17 protein-coding genes and 1 tRNA gene are annotated in these 16038 nt (G+C 64.7%); 11 read left to right on the forward strand and 7 right to left on the reverse strand.

Going from position 1 to position 16038, the window contains the following annotated elements:
* The first annotated feature begins 11 nt into the window (after positions 1–11).
* The 4 genes from MJ602_RS05780 to hemP all read left to right on the forward strand — a co-directional run bounded on the left by MJ602_RS05780 (position 12) and on the right by hemP (position 2147).
* The gene (locus tag MJ602_RS05780; protein WP_423246689.1) at positions 12–701 is read left to right on the forward strand and encodes an energy transducer TonB; all 690 of its coding nucleotides are present in this window, start codon (positions 12–14) and stop codon (positions 699–701) included.
* 15 nt (positions 702–716) lie between these two features.
* The gene (locus MJ602_RS05785; RefSeq protein WP_162015619.1) at positions 717–1436 is read left to right on the forward strand and encodes a MotA/TolQ/ExbB proton channel family protein; all 720 of its coding nucleotides are present in this window, start codon (positions 717–719) and stop codon (positions 1434–1436) included.
* Positions 1437–1438: 2 nt separating this feature from the next.
* Positions 1439–1849 carry an ExbD/TolR family protein gene (locus MJ602_RS05790; protein WP_162015618.1) on the forward strand — a complete coding sequence of 137 codons (411 nt, stop codon included), beginning with the start codon at positions 1439–1441 and terminating at the stop codon, positions 1847–1849.
* 160 nt (positions 1850–2009) lie between these two features.
* Positions 2010–2147 (forward strand): hemin uptake protein HemP, encoded by a 138-nt coding sequence (gene hemP / locus MJ602_RS05795; protein WP_243020105.1) that lies wholly within the window; start codon positions 2010–2012, stop codon positions 2145–2147.
* Between the two features lie 199 nt (positions 2148–2346).
* On the opposite strand, the gene MJ602_RS05800 is transcribed toward hemP, so the two are convergent.
* A complete protein-coding gene (locus MJ602_RS05800) occupies positions 2347–2754 on the reverse strand; it encodes a GlcG/HbpS family heme-binding protein (RefSeq protein ID WP_162018019.1) in 408 nt (135 codons plus the stop codon).
* Between the two features lie 218 nt (positions 2755–2972).
* Between MJ602_RS05800 and MJ602_RS05805 the strand changes: the two genes are divergently transcribed.
* Both MJ602_RS05805 and MJ602_RS05810 read left to right on the forward strand, forming a co-directional pair.
* On the forward strand, positions 2973–3671 hold the full coding sequence (locus MJ602_RS05805) for a Bax inhibitor-1/YccA family protein (protein WP_243019938.1): 699 nt from the start codon (positions 2973–2975) through the stop codon (positions 3669–3671).
* Positions 3672–3799: 128 nt separating this feature from the next.
* A complete protein-coding gene (locus tag MJ602_RS05810; protein ID WP_162015615.1) occupies positions 3800–4135 on the forward strand; it encodes a hypothetical protein in 336 nt (111 codons plus the stop codon).
* Here the strand turns inward: MJ602_RS05810 and rlmD are convergent, their stop codons facing one another.
* The 3 genes from rlmD to MJ602_RS05825 form a co-directional block, all read right to left on the reverse strand.
* A complete protein-coding gene (rlmD, locus tag MJ602_RS05815) occupies positions 4136–5596 on the reverse strand; it encodes a 23S rRNA (uracil(1939)-C(5))-methyltransferase RlmD (RefSeq protein ID WP_243019939.1) in 1461 nt (486 codons plus the stop codon). It lies immediately after the preceding gene.
* 13 nt (positions 5597–5609) lie between these two features.
* The gene (locus MJ602_RS05820; protein ID WP_243019940.1) at positions 5610–5915 is read right to left on the reverse strand and encodes a hypothetical protein; all 306 of its coding nucleotides are present in this window, start codon (positions 5913–5915) and stop codon (positions 5610–5612) included.
* 72 nt (positions 5916–5987) lie between these two features.
* On the reverse strand, positions 5988–6461 hold the full coding sequence (locus tag MJ602_RS05825) for an Lrp/AsnC ligand binding domain-containing protein (protein ID WP_243019941.1): 474 nt from the start codon (positions 6459–6461) through the stop codon (positions 5988–5990).
* A 119-nt stretch (positions 6462–6580) separates the two neighbouring features.
* Here MJ602_RS05825 and putA point away from each other — a divergent pair, with 119 nt between their 5' ends.
* From putA to MJ602_RS05850, 5 genes are all read left to right on the forward strand, one after another.
* Positions 6581–10282, forward strand: coding sequence for a trifunctional transcriptional regulator/proline dehydrogenase/L-glutamate gamma-semialdehyde dehydrogenase (gene putA / locus MJ602_RS05830; RefSeq protein WP_243020106.1), 3702 nt, complete (start codon positions 6581–6583; stop codon positions 10280–10282).
* A 191-nt stretch (positions 10283–10473) separates the two neighbouring features.
* Complete coding sequence (locus MJ602_RS05835) at positions 10474–11028, forward strand: sigma-70 family RNA polymerase sigma factor (RefSeq protein ID WP_243019942.1); 555 nt, start codon at positions 10474–10476, stop codon at positions 11026–11028.
* A gap of 14 nt (positions 11029–11042) precedes the next feature.
* Entirely contained in the window at positions 11043–11498 is a 456-nt protein-coding gene (locus MJ602_RS05840; RefSeq protein WP_162015609.1) for an anti-sigma factor family protein, read from the forward strand.
* Positions 11495–11968: a Spy/CpxP family protein refolding chaperone gene (locus MJ602_RS05845; protein ID WP_243019943.1), complete on the forward strand. Its 474-nt coding sequence runs from the start codon at positions 11495–11497 to the stop codon at positions 11966–11968. Before MJ602_RS05840 ends, MJ602_RS05845 begins: the two co-directional genes overlap by 4 nt.
* Before the next feature lie 112 nt (positions 11969–12080).
* Positions 12081–12557, forward strand: a complete 477-nt coding sequence (locus tag MJ602_RS05850) for a hypothetical protein (RefSeq protein WP_243019944.1) — start codon at positions 12081–12083, stop codon at positions 12555–12557.
* Between the two features lie 34 nt (positions 12558–12591).
* Here the strand turns inward: MJ602_RS05850 and MJ602_RS05855 are convergent, their stop codons facing one another.
* The 3 genes from MJ602_RS05855 to MJ602_RS05865 form a co-directional block, all read right to left on the reverse strand.
* Entirely contained in the window at positions 12592–15282 is a 2691-nt protein-coding gene (locus MJ602_RS05855) for a bifunctional acetate--CoA ligase family protein/GNAT family N-acetyltransferase (protein WP_243019945.1), read from the reverse strand.
* 108 nt (positions 15283–15390) lie between these two features.
* Positions 15391–15467 (reverse strand) — tRNA-Pro (locus tag MJ602_RS05860).
* Between the two features lie 26 nt (positions 15468–15493).
* Positions 15494–15919 carry a MerR family transcriptional regulator gene (locus MJ602_RS05865; protein WP_162015605.1) on the reverse strand — a complete coding sequence of 142 codons (426 nt, stop codon included), beginning with the start codon at positions 15917–15919 and terminating at the stop codon, positions 15494–15496.
* Positions 15920–16038 lie beyond the last annotated feature (119 nt).

Consider the following 16038-nt stretch of genomic DNA (forward strand, 5'->3'; position numbering starts at 1 on the left):
CTCTACTCTCAATGACCATGACATACGAAGAAGCGCCCCCCTCCGGCCTGGGACGCAACGCCCTGATCGCCATCGGCGTAGTGCTGCTGCATGTGGTGGCGCTGTGGGCTCTCCACACAGGTTTGCTGCGGCGCGCAGTAGAGGTGATCGTTCCCGCCGTGTTGCTGTCCGAGTTCGTGACCCCTCCAGCCCCGGTGGTCGCGCCAGAACCTCCCCCCCCGTTGCCCACCCCCCCCAAGCCGCAACCCAAAACCGTGCGCACCCCCACGCCGCGCCCCGCGCCCGCACCGCTGCCCGTGACCAACGCCCCTCCTTCGGACAACGCACCCATGGTATCGGCCGAGCCCGCGGCACCGAGCAACGCACCGGTCACGGCAGCACCCGTGACCGCACCCGAAGCCCCCCCTGCGCCACCGCGCATCGAGTTGCCTTCCAGCAACGCTGCCTATCTGCAAAACCCGGCGCCCACCTACCCCGCCATCAGCAAACGCATGGGAGAGCAAGGCAAGGTGGTGCTGCGGGTGTTCATTGGGACAGATGGGCTGCCCCAAAAGATCGAACTGAACCGCTCCAGCGGTTTCGAACGGCTTGACCGGCAGGCCCAGGAAACGGTCTCCCGCTGGAAGTTCGTACCCGGCAAACGCAACGGCGTTCCCGAAGCCATGTGGTACCTCGTCCCCATCAATTTTGTTCTCGAATAAACCTCAGGAGTTTTCATGGATACGCAATTCGGCATTGCCAACGTCTGGATTCAGGGCGACTTTGTGACCCGCGCCGTCGCGGTGCTCTTGCTTGGCATGTCCCTGGCTTCCTGGATCGTCATCCTCATCAAGGCGCTGGACATCGTGCGCTTCAAGAAATACGCCCAGGCCGTCACCACTTTCTGGCACAGCGACGACCTGGCCGACGGACTCAACCGCCTGGGCAATGACCCCAGCAACCCGTTCCGCCAACTGGCCATCGAAGGCCGTGAAGCCACGGCTCACCACCGCAACACCAAAGCCCAGTTGCACGACAGCCTGGATGTGAGCGACTGGGTCACCGGGTGCATGCGCAACTACATCGATGGCTTTACTGCCCGGCTTCAGGCGGGCTTGGCCATCCTGGCCTCGGTGGGTTCCACTGCCCCCTTCATCGGCCTGTTTGGCACCGTGTGGGGCATCTACCATGCACTCCTCGCCATTGGCATGTCGGGCCAATCGACCATCGACAAAGTGGCGGGCCCGATCGGCGAAGCGCTGATCATGACCGCGCTCGGTCTGGCCGTGGCCATCCCGGCCGTACTGGGCTACAACGCACTGGTGCGCGGCAACAAGCACATCCTCACCCGCCTCAACAGCTTTGCGCACGACCTGCACGCCTATTTCGTCACGGGCGCCCGCGTCGGAGCATCCAACGAGCCTGGCAACGTTCGCCCGCTCAAGAAAGGGAACTGACCATGGCCTTTGGTACCCAGGATGACGCAGACGACGTCATGAACGAAATCAACATGACGCCCTTGGTGGACGTGATGTTGGTGCTGCTCATCATCTTCATCATCACCGTGCCGGTGATGAAGCACTCGGTGCAGGTGGACCTGCCACGCGCAGCCAACCAACCCGAAGAGGTGAAGCCCGAAACCATCCGCCTGAGCGTGACCGCCGACGGCCGCTACTTCTGGAACGGCCAGGAAGTGGGAGAAACCGAGCTGTCCTCCATGATGCAGGCCGAAGCCGCCAAGGAGCCCCAGCCCGACCTGCACATCCGCGGCGACCGCGAAGTGCGCTACGAGCGCGTCGCAGTGGCCATGGCCAGCGCCCAGCGCGCGGGCCTGCGCAAGATTGGTTTTGTGACCGATCCGCAGCAATAACCCCAGGCTTTGCAAAGGAACTCCGCAAGGCACTAGACAAGTAATTGCGAATCGTTATCATTACTTCATCAAACTGCTTTTCAGACCCTCCACCATGCAAGCCGCCATGCCCCGTCCCTCTGCGCTCACCCAAGGCATCCTGCCCGCAGCCCCGGAAACCATGTCTGATGCGCCCAACCTGCCCGCCGTGGACAGCCACAGCCTGCTGCGCGGACACAAGGCCGTCACCATCCAGCACAACGGCACGCTGTATCGCCTGCAGGCCACCCGTCTGGGCAAGCTGATCTTGACCAAATAGTTTCATCGTGGGGCGACTCCCGGACCGGCTCCCCGGTCCCCAAGGGTCGTTTTAGCCAGCCAACGGTTCAACCCCGCGTAGCCAGGCTTTTTTTCCCGCCTTCAATCACAAAAAAACCGGCATCTGCCGGTTTTTTCTTGCTCAAATCGGCCTCCAGCGCCCTATTTACAAGCGCAGATAGCTATTGCTTTTATAGCATTCAAAGCCCCAAGGCTGCGATTCCAGCCTTGGCGATCTGCGCATCTTCGGTGGACTTCACACCACTCACACCCACGGCGCCCAGACACTGGCCGCCCTGCAGGATGGGCACACCGCCCTCCAACAAGCCATCGATCTCGGGCGCGCTCAGGAAGGCGGTGCGGCCATTGTTGATGATGTCTTCGTACACCTTGCTCTCGCGCCGCCCCAGCGCCGCCGTGCGCGCCTTGGCGGGTGCAATGTGTGCAGAGACAGGCGCCGCGCCATCCAGGCGCTGCAACCACAGCAGGTGGCCTCCGGCATCGACAATCGCGATGGTCACGGCCCACTGGTTCCGCAGGGCTTCGGCCTCCGCCGCCGCAGCGATTGTCTTGATGTCTGCCAATTCAAGGGTGGAGATGGTCTTCATGGTGTGCAAAGCCTTGTGGGCCAGGGTGAAATCGACCGCGAGGGCCGGGAACGGGTGAGCGGCCAGCATAGCCAGGGCGCGCATCCACGTCACCTGCCTGCCGGTCAAAAGAACCTTGACCGAAAACGGGGTATTGCATGCCAGCAAAACAGGCCCCTGGCACCCACGCCTCTACAATGCGCCCACCTGCGCTGTGCAGGTCACTCAGGAGAGCAACGATGAACGAACGGGTCACCACCCTCCCCTCTGCGGACTATGGCTACGGCATTTCGCAGGAGCAGCGCCACAAGGTGCTGCGCAACACCTACTGGCTGCTGGCGCTGAGCCTGTTGCCCACCGTGCTGGGCGCCTGGATTGGCGTGGCCACGGGCATCACCCAAGCGCTGCGCGGCGGCCTGGGGCTGATCGTGTTCCTCGGCGGCGCCTTCGGCTTCATGTACGCCATCGAGAAGACCAAGCACTCGGCCGCTGGTGTGCCGGTGCTGCTGGGCTTTACCTTCTTCATGGGCCTGATGCTCTCGCGCCTGATCGGCATGGTGCTGGGCTTCAAGAACGGCTCCGATCTCATCATGACGGCTTTCGCCGGCACGGCAGGCGTGTTCTTTGTCATGGCCAGCCTGGCCACGGTCATCAAGCGCGACCTCTCGGGCATGGGCAAGTGGCTGTTCGTGGGCGCCATGGTGCTGATGGTCGGCTCCATCATCAACGTGTTCGTGGGTTCGTCGGCGGGCATGATGGCCATCTCGGTCGCAGCCATCGGCATCTTCAGCGCCTACATGCTGTACGACCTGAAGCAGATCATGGATGGCGGCGAAACCAACTACATCAGCGCCACGCTGGCGCTGTACCTGGACCTGTTCAACGTGTTCCAGAGCCTGCTGGCTCTGCTGGGCATCATGGGTGGCGAACGCGAATAAACGCCGCCCGCCCCGCGCCAAGGCCCCGACCCGGGGCCTTTTTTGTGCCCGGCGCGTGCCCACAACCCTCAAACCCAGGGCGCGGCTGCCGATAATGGGGGCAGAACCCCGCTGAAAGCCCTTCCGACATGCGTCTTCGCGCTCTCTCTGCCACCGCCCTGGCCCTGTTGCTGGCCGGATGCGACCAGTTGGCCGCCATTCCCGGCATGGGGCCGGACCCACGCATTGCCCAGCGCGAGGAAGAAGCCAAGGCCATCGGCGGCGCATGCCGCCATGCCCTGCGCGGCCCGGAGGACTGCTACGCGCTGAACCCCAAGGCCAGCAAGTCCGCCATCTTTGCGGGCTGGAAGGAAATGGACCAGTACATGCGCGAGAACAAGATCGAAGGCAGCCCTTCGGTCATTGCCCCCGCCGCATCCAAGCCCGCGGCCGCGGAAAAACGCGAAGCCAGCGCCGAGAAGTAATCACCCGCGCTCAAAAACGGCCATGCTTTCAACGTGTGCCGTGTGCGGGAACATGTTGACCACCCCCGCCGCCGTGCAGCGGTAGCCCGCCTGGTGTACCAGCAGGCCCGCATCGCGCGCCAGCGTCGCGGGGTTGCAGCTCACATAGACGATGCGCTGCGGCGGCGTCCAGTGCTGCGCGGCGGCCGGCAGCACGGGTGCACCTTCGGCCCCACGCCGCGCCTGTTCGATGTCGGCCAGCGCCTTGGACAGGGCAAACGCACCCTCGCGCGGCGGATCGACCAGCCATTTGTCCGCCTGGCCGTCGGCCACCAGCATCTCTGGCGTCATCTCAAACAGGTTGCGCGCTACAAATTTTGTAGCTACCAGCGCTTTATGGGCGGGCGCTAGAGCCTTGTTTTTCTCATAGTTTTCACGCGAGCGGGCGACCAAGGTCTCGCTGCCTTCAATGCCCAGCACCTCGCGCGCCTGGGTGGCCAGCGGCAGCGTGAAGTTGCCCAGGCCGCAAAACCAGTCGATAACGCGCTCGTGGGACCGCACCTCCAGCAGGCGCAGCGCACGCGAGACCAGCACGCGGTTGATGTGCGGGTTGACCTGCGTGAAATCGGTGGGCCGAAACGGCATGGTGATGCCAAAGTCGGGCAGCGCGTAAGCCAAGGGTTCCACGGCTTCGTCGAGCAAATGCACCGTGTCCGGCCCCTTGGGCTGGAGCCACCATTGCACGCCATGGGCCTGGGCAAAGGCGCGCAGCTGCTGCTTGTCTGCCTCGGACAGGGGCTCCAGGTGGCGCAGCACCAGGGCGGTGACGGTGTCGCCACACGCCAGCTCGATCTGCGGGCAGGTGTCGCGCGCATCCATGCGGGCAATCAGCGCCCGCAGCGGCATGAGCAGGGCATCGACATGCGGCGGCAGGATCTTGCAGGTCTGCATGTCGGCGATGTAGCGGCTCTTGCGCTCGTGAAAGCCCACCAGCACCACGCCCTTCTTGAGCACGTGGCGCACCGACAGGCGGGCACGGTAGCGGTAGCCCCAGGAAGGCCCTTCGATGGGGCGCAGCAGGGTTTCGGCCCGCACCTTGCCCAGGTGCCACAGGTTGTCCTCCAGCACACGCTGTTTGACGGCAACCTGCGCCGCCATGTCCAGGTGCTGCATCTTGCAGCCGCCACAGGCTCCGGCGTGTAGGCCGAAGTGCGGGCAGGCAGGCCGCACACGCTGGGACGATTCGCGGTGGATGGCCGTCAGGCTGGCCTGTTCCCAGTTGTTCTTCTTGCGGTGGGTGTTGGCGCTGACCACCTCGGTGGGCAATGCGCCATCAATGAACACCACCTTGCCATCAGGCTTGCGGGCCACGCCCTGGGCATCCAGGTCCAGGGCCTGCACCAGCAAATGGCCGTCAGGGAGTTCGGGGGCCGCGCTCAGGCCCGAGGGGGTATCGGGGGATTGGTCTTTGGATTCGCTCATGCCCCCGATTGTCTCAGCCTTGCGGGTCGGGGCTGGCTTTGGGGATGGGGGGTTGGGTTGGCGCGGGCAAGGCCATTTTGGGGGTCAGGCGGTTGACTTCGGCATCGCAACCGTAGTTGTCCAGCGAGAACACCAACTTTCCGCCCGGCGCCACCTTGGGCAGGGTCTGGTGCAGTGGCAAGGACAGATCGACCGGCGGCTCCGTCGAACGGTACAGCACCTGGTCATCCGGGCCATAGACCACATAGCAGGTGGCCAGTGCCTGCTGGGCACCCAGCACCCCGCACAGGGCCAGGGCAGCACAACGGAACGCGCGCATGGTTCTTCTCCTCGGTTTGCTTAGAACTTAGTCTGGCGCGATTATGCCGGGCCACACTGGCCAGGCAAGCCCTCACAGCGGCAAGCGGGTGCTGTGCTTGACTTCCTCCATCACCGCATAGGTTCGCGTCTCACGCACACCCGGCAGTTGCCACAGCACAGCGCCCGCAAATTCGCGGTAGGCATTCATGTCGGCCGTGCGCGTCTTGAGCAGGTAGTCAAAGCCGCCCGCCACCATGTGGCATTCCATGATCTCGGGGCGCACCTGCACTGCGGCCTTGAACTGCTCGAACACATTGGGCGTGGTGCGGTCGAGGAGCACTTCCACAAACACCAGCATCCCGGCGCCAAGCTTGAGCGGATTGAGCCGCGCCTCGTAGCCCACGATGTAGTCCTCGCGCGTCAGGCGCTGCACGCGCGCCAGCACGGCCGTGGGTGAGAGCGCCACGCTCTCGGCGAGCTTGAGGTTCGATATGCGACCGTCTTCCTGCAGGATCGCCAGAATCTTGCGGTCGATACGGTCCAGATCATCGGGGTGTCTTTCCATTGGTAGTGAATTATTTGTTTTCAATGCAAGTATTTGGATATTAATTCATCCTTCTTCGAAGGATGATGCGCACATTCCGGGCCACAGGTGCCTGGACCCACCACATCCCCACCACCGCCATGACCACAGCCTTTGCCGCCTTCGCCCCCCGCCCAGCCGACACGAGCCCGCTGCGCGCCGCCATCACTGCCGCCACCCGCGTGCCCGAACCCGTGGCCCTGGCCCCTCTGCTGGAACAGGCCCGCCTTCCGCAGGACAAGGACCAGGCCACCCACGCACTGGCCCTGCGCATCGCGGGCACACTGCGCCAGCGCAAGGCCTCGGCAGGCCGCGCCGGCATCGTGCAGGGGCTGCTGCAGGAATTTGCCCTCTCCTCGCAAGAAGGGGTGGCGCTGATGTGCCTGGCCGAAGCCCTGCTGCGCATCCCCGACGCCGCCACGCGCGACGCATTGATCCGCGACAAGATCAGCAACGGGCAGTGGGAACACCACCTGGGCAAGAGCCCCTCGCTCTTCGTCAACGCTGCCACCTGGGGCCTGCTGCTGACCGGCAAGCTCACGGCCACGCACAGCGAGGGCAGCCTCTCGGCATCGCTGGGGCGGCTCATTGGCAAAGGCGGCGAGCCGCTGATCCGCAAGGGCGTGGACATGGCCATGCGCATGATGGGCGAGCAGTTCGTGACCGGCGAGACCATTGCCGATGCGCTGTCCAACGCCCGCACCATGGAAGCCGAAGGCTTCCGCTACTCCTACGACATGCTGGGCGAGGCCGCGCTCACCAGCGAAGACGCCGCGCGCTACTACCAGTCCTACGAACAGGCCATCCACGCCATCGGCAAGGCATCCAACGGGCGCGGCATTTACGAAGGGCCCGGCATCTCCATCAAGCTGTCGGCCCTGCACCCACGCTACAGCCGCGCCCAATGGCAGCGCGTGATGGACGAGCTGTTCCCGCGCGTGCTGCGCCTGGCCGAGCTGGCGCGCCAGTACGACATCGGCCTGAACATCGACGCCGAAGAGACCGAGCGCCTGGAGACCTCGCTCGACCTGCTCGAACGCATGTGCCACGCACCCAGCCTGCAGGGCTGGAACGGCATTGGCTTCGTGATCCAGGCCTACCAGAAGCGCTGCCCCTTCGTCATCGACTTCTGCGTGGACCTGGCCCGCCGCACGCAGCGCCGCCTCATGGTGCGCCTGGTCAAGGGCGCGTACTGGGACAGCGAGATCAAGCGCGCCCAGGTCGATGGCCTGGCCGACTACCCCGTGTACACGCGCAAGGTGCATACCGACGTGTCCTACCTCGCCTGCGCGCGCAAGCTGCTGGCCGCACCCGAAGCCATCTACCCCCAATTTGCCACGCACAACGCACACACGCTGGCGGCCATCTACCACATGGCGGGCCACAACTACTACGCGGGCCAGTACGAGTTCCAGTGCCTGCACGGCATGGGCGAGCCGCTGTACGAGCAGGTGGTGGGCGCCGTCACCGCAGGCAAGCTGGGCCGCCCCTGCCGCATCTACGCCCCCGTGGGCACGCACGAAACCCTGCTGGCCTATTTGGTGCGCCGCCTGCTGGAAAACGGCGCCAATACGTCCTTCGTCAACCGCATTGCCGACCCCGCTGTGGCATTGGAAGACCTGGTGCAAAACCCGGTGGCTGCCGTGCTGCAAGCGGCCCAGATGGAGGGTGTCGCCGGCCTGCCCCACCCACGCATTCCGCTGCCGGTGCGGCTGTATGGCTCGGAGCGCAACAACTCGCAAGGGCTGGATCTGGCCAATGAGCAGGTGCTGACCGACCTGTCCACCACCTTGCGCCAAAGCGCGCTGCAGGCCTGGCACGCCGGGCCGCTGCTGGCCCAAGACACCGCCCCCGGCACCACCCAGCCGGTGCGCAACCCAGCAGACCACCAGGATGTGGTCGGCCAGGTGCAGGAAGCCACGCTGGCCGAGGTGGACCAGGCCCTGGCCTGGGCCAGCGAGGCGGCTGCCCCCTGGGCAGCCACTGCCCCGGCGGAGCGTGCCAACGCCCTGCTGCGCGCCGCCGACCTGCTCGAAGCGCAGATGCCGCAGCTCCTGGGCCTGCTGATGCGCGAGGCAGGCAAGACCTGCGCCAACGGCGTGGCCGAGGTGCGCGAAGCCGTGGACTTCCTGCGCTACTACGCCGCACAGGTGAAGGCCGACTTCCACAACGACACCCACCTCCCCCTGGGCCCGGTGGTCTGCATCAGCCCATGGAATTTTCCGCTGGCCATTTTTGTGGGTCAGGTGGCTGCGGCTCTGGCCGCAGGCAACACGGTGCTTGCCAAGCCCGCCGAACAGACACCGCTGATCGCCGCGCAAGCCGTGCGCGCCTTGTGGCAGGCAGGCGTGCCCCGGGCCGCCGTACAGCTGCTGCCCGGCCAGGGCGAGACCGTGGGCGCACGCCTGGTGGGCGATGCACGCACCATGGGCGTGGTGTTCACTGGCTCCACGGAAGTGGCGCGCATTCTGCAGCGCACGCTGGCCGGACGGCTGGACGCACGCGGCAACCCGGTCACGCTGATCGCCGAAACCGGCGGACAGAACGCCATGGTGGTGGACTCGTCCGCGCTGGCCGAACAGGTGGTGGGCGATGCCGTGGCCTCGGCCTTTGACAGCGCAGGCCAGCGCTGCTCGGCCCTGCGTGTGCTGTGCGTGCAGGAGGAAGCGGCCGACCGCATCGTGGCCATGCTCCAGGGCGCCATGGCCGAACTGCGCCTGGGCAGGCCCGACGCCCTGCGCGTGGACGTGGGGCCGGTGATCGACCGCGAAGCGCAGGTAGGCATCCTGGCCCACATCGAAGCCCTGCGCACCAAGGGCAACCGGGTTTTCCAGGCGGACGAACACCGGCCCTCGGATGCCGGCACCTTCGTGCCCCCCACACTGATCGAAATCGACAGCCTGACCCAACTGCAGCGAGAAGTGTTCGGCCCCGTGCTGCACGTAGTGCGCTACGCCCGCAAGGACCTGGCGCGCCTGATGCAGCAGATTGCCGCCACCGGCTATGGGCTTACGCTGGGCCTGCACACCCGCATTGACGAAACCATCGCACAAGTGCTGGCGCTGGCCCATGCCGGGAACATCTACGTGAACCGCAACATGGTGGGCGCTGTGGTGGGCGTGCAACCTTTTGGCGGAGAAGGCCTGTCGGGCACCGGCCCCAAGGCCGGAGGCCCGCTGTACCTGCTGCGCATGCTCTCGCGCCATCCTGCGGGCGCACTGGCCCTGTCCCTGCGCGGCGAGCAGCCGCAGGGGCACGCGCCCACGGCACTCATGGCATTGCAGGCCTGGGCCAGCCAGCGCCACACCGCATGCGCGAGCGCTTGCGAACGCATGGCCCGCCTGTCGCCCGCCCACATCACCCAGGCCCTGCCCGGCCCCACGGGCGAAAGCAACACCTACAGCATCCTGCCGCGTGCACGGGTGCTGTGCCTGGCCTCCAGCGATGCCGACCGCCTGACCCAGCTGGCAGCGGTACTGGCGGCGGGCGGACAGGCCCTGTGGCCCGCGGAATGCGAGGCCCTGCACCAGCAACTGCCTGAAGCCGTGCAGGAACATGTGTCGCTGGTCGCCCAATGGCAGGCCGAAAGCGTGTGGTTCGACGCGGTGCTGCACCATGGCGACGCCGACGCGCTGCGCGCAGTCTGCCAGGCGGTAGCGCAGCGCCCTGGCCCCATCGTCGGTGTGACGGGCCTGCCGACAGGTGCCACCGACGTTCCCCTGGAGCGCCTGGTGCACGAGCGCTCGGTGAGCGTGAACACCGCAGCCGCCGGGGGCAACGCGAGCCTGATGACCATCGGCTGATGGATGGAAGGGTCAGACCCCACCCAGCACCGGATCTGACCAGGACTCTGCGCCCCTGGCGGCGGCGCAGGGCGCTGTAGCATGGGCGGTAGCGGCTGGCTGCTCCCAAGCAGGGACACGGCCTCCGTCTGACTTGCCAACGAAAAACCGGGAACATTTGCGCCGCTGGTTCGTTGACATGGTCGTCCACCATGAAATCCTGCCGCCATCTTGATGAAAGCGAGTGCATCGCCCGCGCCCAGCAGGGCGATGTGCTGGCGTTTTCAGAGCTGGTGTCGCGCCATCAGGACCGCATCTACCGCTTTCTCGCACGGCTGACGCGATCGCCGGACGACGCGCTGGATTTGACGCAGGAGACCTTCCTCAACGCCTACCAGGCGTTGGGCCGCTGGCGCCCGCAGGCGCGCTTTTCCACCTGGTTGTTCCAGATCGCCCGCAACCTGGCCTTTGATCAGTTGCGCCGATCCCGGCGCGTCGAATTCGTGACGCTGGAAGAAGAGCAGGCATCGGGCATTCAGGATGCCGGCCCCACCCCTGAGGCCGCCTTGCAGACCACGCAACGCCTGCACGCCTTGGAGCGGGCCCTGGCCAGGCTTCCGGCCGAGCACCGGGAAATTTTGCTGCTCCGGGAGATCGAAGACCTGGGCTATGAGGACATTGCCGCAGTGCTCGGCATCCATCTGGGCACCGTGAAATCGCGCCTGGCACGCGCGCGCGCTGGACTTTTGGAGCATATGCCGCCCTGACCGGAGACACCACCATGACCTGCCCTTGCACAGAAGAACTTTCCGCCTATTCCGACGGCATCCTGGAGGCCTCGGAGCAGCGCGCCATCGCGCTCCATCTGCAGACCTGCGTGCATTGCCAGCAAAAGCTCGACGGCTTCGTGGCCTTGCGACAGGGGCTGCGCACATTGCCATCCCCCCCGCTGGGATTTGACGTGGCCCGCCACCTGGAAGAGCGCTTGTCACGCCCGGCGCCCAACCGGCGCAGGCCCTGGCACATGCAGGCTGGAGACTGGATCCGCTGGTTGCCCGCCGGTCTCGCAACAGGCATGGCATTGGCCTCGGGCATATGGCTCGGAGGACTGCTGGTCGGTGGTGGATCGGCCGTCGTGGCGCGGCCCTCTGTCTCGGTGCGCGTTTTTGATCCGGTTCCCCCTGGCGGTCTCTGCACGGTCAGCGAGATCTGCCGACTTTCGAAAGGAATGCCATGAACCACGCCACTTGGACACGTTCTCTGTTGGCCATTTCGCTCGCGCTGAATCTGGGCGTCGTGGCAGCGCTGGTCTTGCGTCAACCACCCCCCGCAGATCCGCCTGCGACCGCCCACGAGGCCCCTGTGAATCTGCAGGACTATCTGGAACTGACCGGCGAACAACGGCAGCACTGGCAGCAATTGGAGCCCGGCTTTCTCACCGAAGTCTCGGCCAACTGGAACGCCATCCGCAAGCACCGGGAAGCACTGGTGCGCCACATCTTCGCCGCGGCCCCAGACCGGCAGGCGATCGACGCCGAGCAAGCCGCCATCGCACGCTTGCAGGCCGAACAGCAACAGCGCGTGATTGCCCAACTGCTGGCCGAGCGCGCACTGCTCAACGAAGCGCAGCGTGTCCGTTTGATGGAACTGCTGCTGCGTCGCTATGCGCAGGAATCCTCCGAGGAAGAATTGCTGCATCGCGAGTGAAATCAAAGCACCTGCAAAAAAGCTTGGAACATTTGGCTCCGAGGTTCGTTGAAGAAGGCAAGGTCGCGCCGCGTGGCGCACCTCCTTTGTTCAATCTCTTTTGGAGCACCTGATGAAACCCACCCTGCCCCTGCTTCTTGCCATCGCTCTCGCAGCCCCCATGGGCGCATTCGCTGCCGACGCGCATGACCATGGAAAAGCCGCCCCCCACAAACTGGAGCTCAATGCAGGCAAGAAATGGAGCACTGACGACGCACTGCGCCAGGGCATGACAACCATCCACGCGTCGGTGTCGCAGACCTTGCCGGCAGCCCATTCCGGCAAGGCCAAGGCCTCGGACTATGACGCGTTTGGCCAAACCGTGTCTGCACAGATCGCCTACATCGTGGAAAACTGCAAGCTCGATCCCAAGGCCGACGCTCAACTCCACACCATCGTGGCAGACATGAGCGAGGGCATGGAAATCGCCCAGGGCAAACAAGGCGACAAGAAGCGCGCCTCAGGCGTGGTCAAGGTAGCCCAGGCGGTGAACGCCTATGGCAAGTACTTTGACCATGCAGGCTGGAAAGCCATCCAGATGCCACACTGATAGACCAGAGAGGCACCCTGACCGCACGCGCTGGTCACAGCGCGTGCGTCACGAGCTTGAACTCCGGATCGTCCGGGTAGGCCTTGATCGAGAAGCCCAGGTTGCGCATCAGTTTGAGCATGTCCGGGTTGTTGGCCAGCACCAGGCCCTCGATCGTTGCCAGGCCCTTGTCGCGCGCCACATCCATGATGCTCAGCATGAGCCGCGAGCCCATGCCCTTGCCGCTGAAGTCGTCAGCCACCACCAGCGCGAACTCGCAGCTGGTGAGGTCGGGGTTGGTCACGTAGCGTGAGACACCGACGATGCGCTCGGTCTCGTGCACCATTCCATCGTCATCCACCTGGCGGTTCTTGACCACCGCGACCAATGCCATTTCGCGGTCGTAGTCGATGAGCGTGAAGCGCGCCAGCATGGCCGGCGGCAACTTGGCCATGGTCGAAACAAAGCGGAAGTAGCGGCTCTCGGGCGAGAGGTTCTGCACCAGCTCCTGCAGCATCTGGGCATCATCCGGGCGCACGGGACGCACGGTGTATTCACCTCCACCGCGCAGCGGCCAGATCTGCTCGTAGCGTGCCGGGTACGGCAGGATGGCCAGATGGTTGTAGCGACTGGACGCCCCACCCGCCACCTGGGGAGCATGGTCCACCACAATGCGCGCGTCCACCGCCACCGCACCCGATTCGTCCACGATGATGGGGTTGATATCCATCTCGCGCAGCTGCGGCAACTCGCACACCATTTCAGACACGCGCAGCAACACCTGCTCCAGCGCCTCCAGGTCCACGGCCCGCGAACCACGCCATTCGCCCAGGGTTTCGGCAACGCGCGAGCGCTGGATCAGGCTGCGCGCCAGGAACTGGTTCAGCGGTGGCAATTCCATGGCACGGTCGTTGATCAGCTCGATCATCGTGCCCCCCGCACCGAAGGAGATCACCGGGCCGAACGGATCGTCGGTGACCAGACCAATGCACACCTCGCGGCCACGCCGGGTGGGCGCCATGTTCTGCACCGTCACCCCGTTGATGCGCGCATGGGGCTGTAGCCGAGCCACGCGTTGCACCATGTCGGTATAGGTGTCACGGGCGCTGGCGCCGTTCATGATGTTCAGCGCCACGCCCTGCACATCCGATTTGTGCAGGATGTCGGGCGAATCGATCTTGAGCGCCACCGGAAAGCCCATTTGCGTGGCGATCATCATGGCCTCATGCGCAGAGCGCGCCAGGATGGTGCGCGTGACCGGGATGTGGAACGCCGCCAGCAACGTCTTGGATTCCATCTCGGTAAGCACCTTGCGGCGCTCGGCCAGCACGCTTTCAATCAGCAGGCGCGCACCCTCAATGTCGGGCCGCGCCATGGCCGACAACGGCGGCGGTGTTTGTTGCAGCAGTTGCTGGTTCTGGTGGAACGATGCAATGTTGCCGAAAGCGCCCACAGCAGCTTCGGGCGTGCGGAAATTGGGAATGGAGGCTTCCAGCAGCACGCCACGGGCAGGAACCACCGTGGCGTCGCCCATCCAGCACGACAGGAGCGGCTTGCTCATCTGGCGTTTGACATCGGCCACAGCACGTGCAATTTCGGCCGGATCAACACCGTACTTGGGCGAATGGATGACCAACACTCCATCAATCTGCCTATCGCGCGATGCAGCGTCAATGGCCAGGCGGTAGTGCTCAGGGGTGGCCTCCTCGGACAGATCGATGAGATCGGCCAGGGATGCCAGTGCAGGCAACTGGGGCTTGAGTGCTGCCACGCTCTCGGGCGACAGGCGCCCCAGGTCCAGCAGAATTTCGTTGACCCAATCGGCAGCCAGCACGCCAGGCCCGCCCCCGTTGGTCACGATGGCCAGACGTTTGCCCACCGGGCGGTAGCGCGACGCAAGACACTTGGCGGCAGAGAACAGTGCGACGAAAGAGCGCACCCGTACGGCACCCGCCCTGCGCAACGCGGAGTCGAACACATCGTCGCTGCCCACGATGACGCCGCTGTGGGTTTGCGCGGCCTCGTTGCCGGCAGGCTTGCGCCCGGCCTTGAGCACCACCACGGGCTTGGCATTGGCCGCAGAGCGCAGGGCGCTCATGAAGCGGCGTGCGTTGGAGATGCCCTCCAGGTACACCACGATGCTGTGCGTCTGCGGGTCGGAAGCCAGAAAATCCAATACCTGGGCGATGTCAATCGCTGTGTTCGGGCCCACCGACACCACGGAGGAAAAGCCCACCGCATTGTTGCGTGCCCAATCCAGGATGGATGCCGTCAACGCACCCGATTGCGACACCAGCGCCAATGAGCCCGCGCGCGCCAGCGGCCCCGCCACACTGGCGTTGAGCTGCAAGGCAGGTCGCTGCAGGCCCATGCAGTTGGGACCCAGCAGAAACATGCCCTCGTTCTCGGCAATTTCGCGCAACTGCGCAGCCAGGTCGGCACCAATGCCGCTGGAAATCACCATCACGGAACGGCACCCCATGCGGCCCGCGACTTCCAGTGCGGTGCGAATGTCTTCGTGGGGAAGTGCAATGATGGCGAGATCGGCTCTGCTCTGCGCCAAATCGGCCAGCGTGCCAGACGTGTGGATGTCCAGAAACACCAGTCGCCCGGTGAAGCGCTGGGCGCGCAGCGCCTCGTGCAAAGCCTTGGCCTGGGGATGCTGCAATCCCTCGTCCTCGTCACGGCCGGCAAAAACGGCCACTGTCTGTGGTGCAAACAGAGGGGTCAGGTAATGTTTGTCCATGGCAAACTCCGATAAGCGCACTGGAAGTGCACACCGCGCAAATCCAGGGACACAAAAAAGAAACGGGCTACAGCATTTCTACTGTAACCCGTTGTCTTCGGTGAAAAATGGTCGGCGTGGCGGGATTCGAACTCGCGACCCCTTGCACCCCATGCAAGTGCGCTACCAGGCTGCGCTACACGCCGACAAGAGTTAGATTATATACCAGTTTTCAGCCATCAATCGAAAGCATCTGCCGAATTTCAATAAGCTCCTTGCGCACGGCAGCCATGTCGTGCAGCGCCAGCGCCGAAGAAGGCTGCACCGCACTGGCCCAAGATTCATCCTGCGGGACACCGCCGTCCATGTCTGCATCCGTGGTCGTGGTGCTGCGCTGCGCATGAAGCATTTCCTGCAGCTTGTTGCGCGCACCGCTGATGGTGAAGCCCTGGTCATACAGCAGGTCGCGAATGCGGCGAATCATCAGCACCTCATGGTGCTGGTAGTAGCGCCGATTGCCACGCCGCTTCATGGGCCGTAACTGCGTGAATTCCTGCTCCCAGTAGCGAAGCACATGGGGCTTGACGCCGCACAGCTCGGCCACCTCACCAATGGTGAAGTAGCGCTTGGCTGGAATAGAGGGGAGCACAGTACCCATGGTTGGACAAAGCCACAAAAGGCTGGCAGCAGCGACCATGCCGATGCCAAACCGTCAAGCGTACCTCAGACCTGGGCAACACGCCACCGCACTGCGGCGAATGAACCACAGTCGCGGCA

It is taken from the genome of Simplicispira sedimenti (genome assembly GCF_022760965.1).
Taxonomy (GTDB): Bacteria; Pseudomonadota; Gammaproteobacteria; order Burkholderiales; family Burkholderiaceae_C; genus Simplicispira; species Simplicispira sedimenti.

What these genes read in the sequence shown, in the direction of transcription:
- MJ602_RS05865 (WP_162015605.1), bottom strand. Translation starts at nt 15,919, where the DNA reads ATGGGTACTGTGCTCCCCTCTATTCCAGCCAAGCGCTACTTCACCATT.
- hemP (WP_243020105.1), top strand. Translation starts at nt 2,010, where the DNA reads ATGTCTGATGCGCCCAACCTGCCCGCCGTGGACAGCCACAGCCTGCTG.
- MJ602_RS05850 (WP_243019944.1), top strand. Translation starts at nt 12,081, where the DNA reads ATGAAACCCACCCTGCCCCTGCTTCTTGCCATCGCTCTCGCAGCCCCC.
- MJ602_RS05845 (WP_243019943.1), top strand. Translation starts at nt 11,495, where the DNA reads ATGAACCACGCCACTTGGACACGTTCTCTGTTGGCCATTTCGCTCGCG.
- MJ602_RS05780 (WP_423246689.1), top strand. Translation starts at nt 12, where the DNA reads ATGACCATGACATACGAAGAAGCGCCCCCCTCCGGCCTGGGACGCAAC.
- putA (WP_243020106.1), top strand. Translation starts at nt 6,581, where the DNA reads ATGACCACAGCCTTTGCCGCCTTCGCCCCCCGCCCAGCCGACACGAGC.
- MJ602_RS05805 (WP_243019938.1), top strand. Translation starts at nt 2,973, where the DNA reads ATGAACGAACGGGTCACCACCCTCCCCTCTGCGGACTATGGCTACGGC.
- MJ602_RS05840 (WP_162015609.1), top strand. Translation starts at nt 11,043, where the DNA reads ATGACCTGCCCTTGCACAGAAGAACTTTCCGCCTATTCCGACGGCATC.
- MJ602_RS05820 (WP_243019940.1), bottom strand. Translation starts at nt 5,915, where the DNA reads ATGCGCGCGTTCCGTTGTGCTGCCCTGGCCCTGTGCGGGGTGCTGGGT.
- MJ602_RS05800 (WP_162018019.1), bottom strand. Translation starts at nt 2,754, where the DNA reads ATGAAGACCATCTCCACCCTTGAATTGGCAGACATCAAGACAATCGCT.
- MJ602_RS05790 (WP_162015618.1), top strand. Translation starts at nt 1,439, where the DNA reads ATGGCCTTTGGTACCCAGGATGACGCAGACGACGTCATGAACGAAATC.
- MJ602_RS05855 (WP_243019945.1), bottom strand. Translation starts at nt 15,282, where the DNA reads ATGGACAAACATTACCTGACCCCTCTGTTTGCACCACAGACAGTGGCC.
- MJ602_RS05825 (WP_243019941.1), bottom strand. Translation starts at nt 6,461, where the DNA reads ATGGAAAGACACCCCGATGATCTGGACCGTATCGACCGCAAGATTCTG.
- rlmD (WP_243019939.1), bottom strand. Translation starts at nt 5,596, where the DNA reads ATGAGCGAATCCAAAGACCAATCCCCCGATACCCCCTCGGGCCTGAGC.
- MJ602_RS05785 (WP_162015619.1), top strand. Translation starts at nt 717, where the DNA reads ATGGATACGCAATTCGGCATTGCCAACGTCTGGATTCAGGGCGACTTT.
- MJ602_RS05810 (WP_162015615.1), top strand. Translation starts at nt 3,800, where the DNA reads ATGCGTCTTCGCGCTCTCTCTGCCACCGCCCTGGCCCTGTTGCTGGCC.
- MJ602_RS05835 (WP_243019942.1), top strand. Translation starts at nt 10,474, where the DNA reads ATGAAATCCTGCCGCCATCTTGATGAAAGCGAGTGCATCGCCCGCGCC.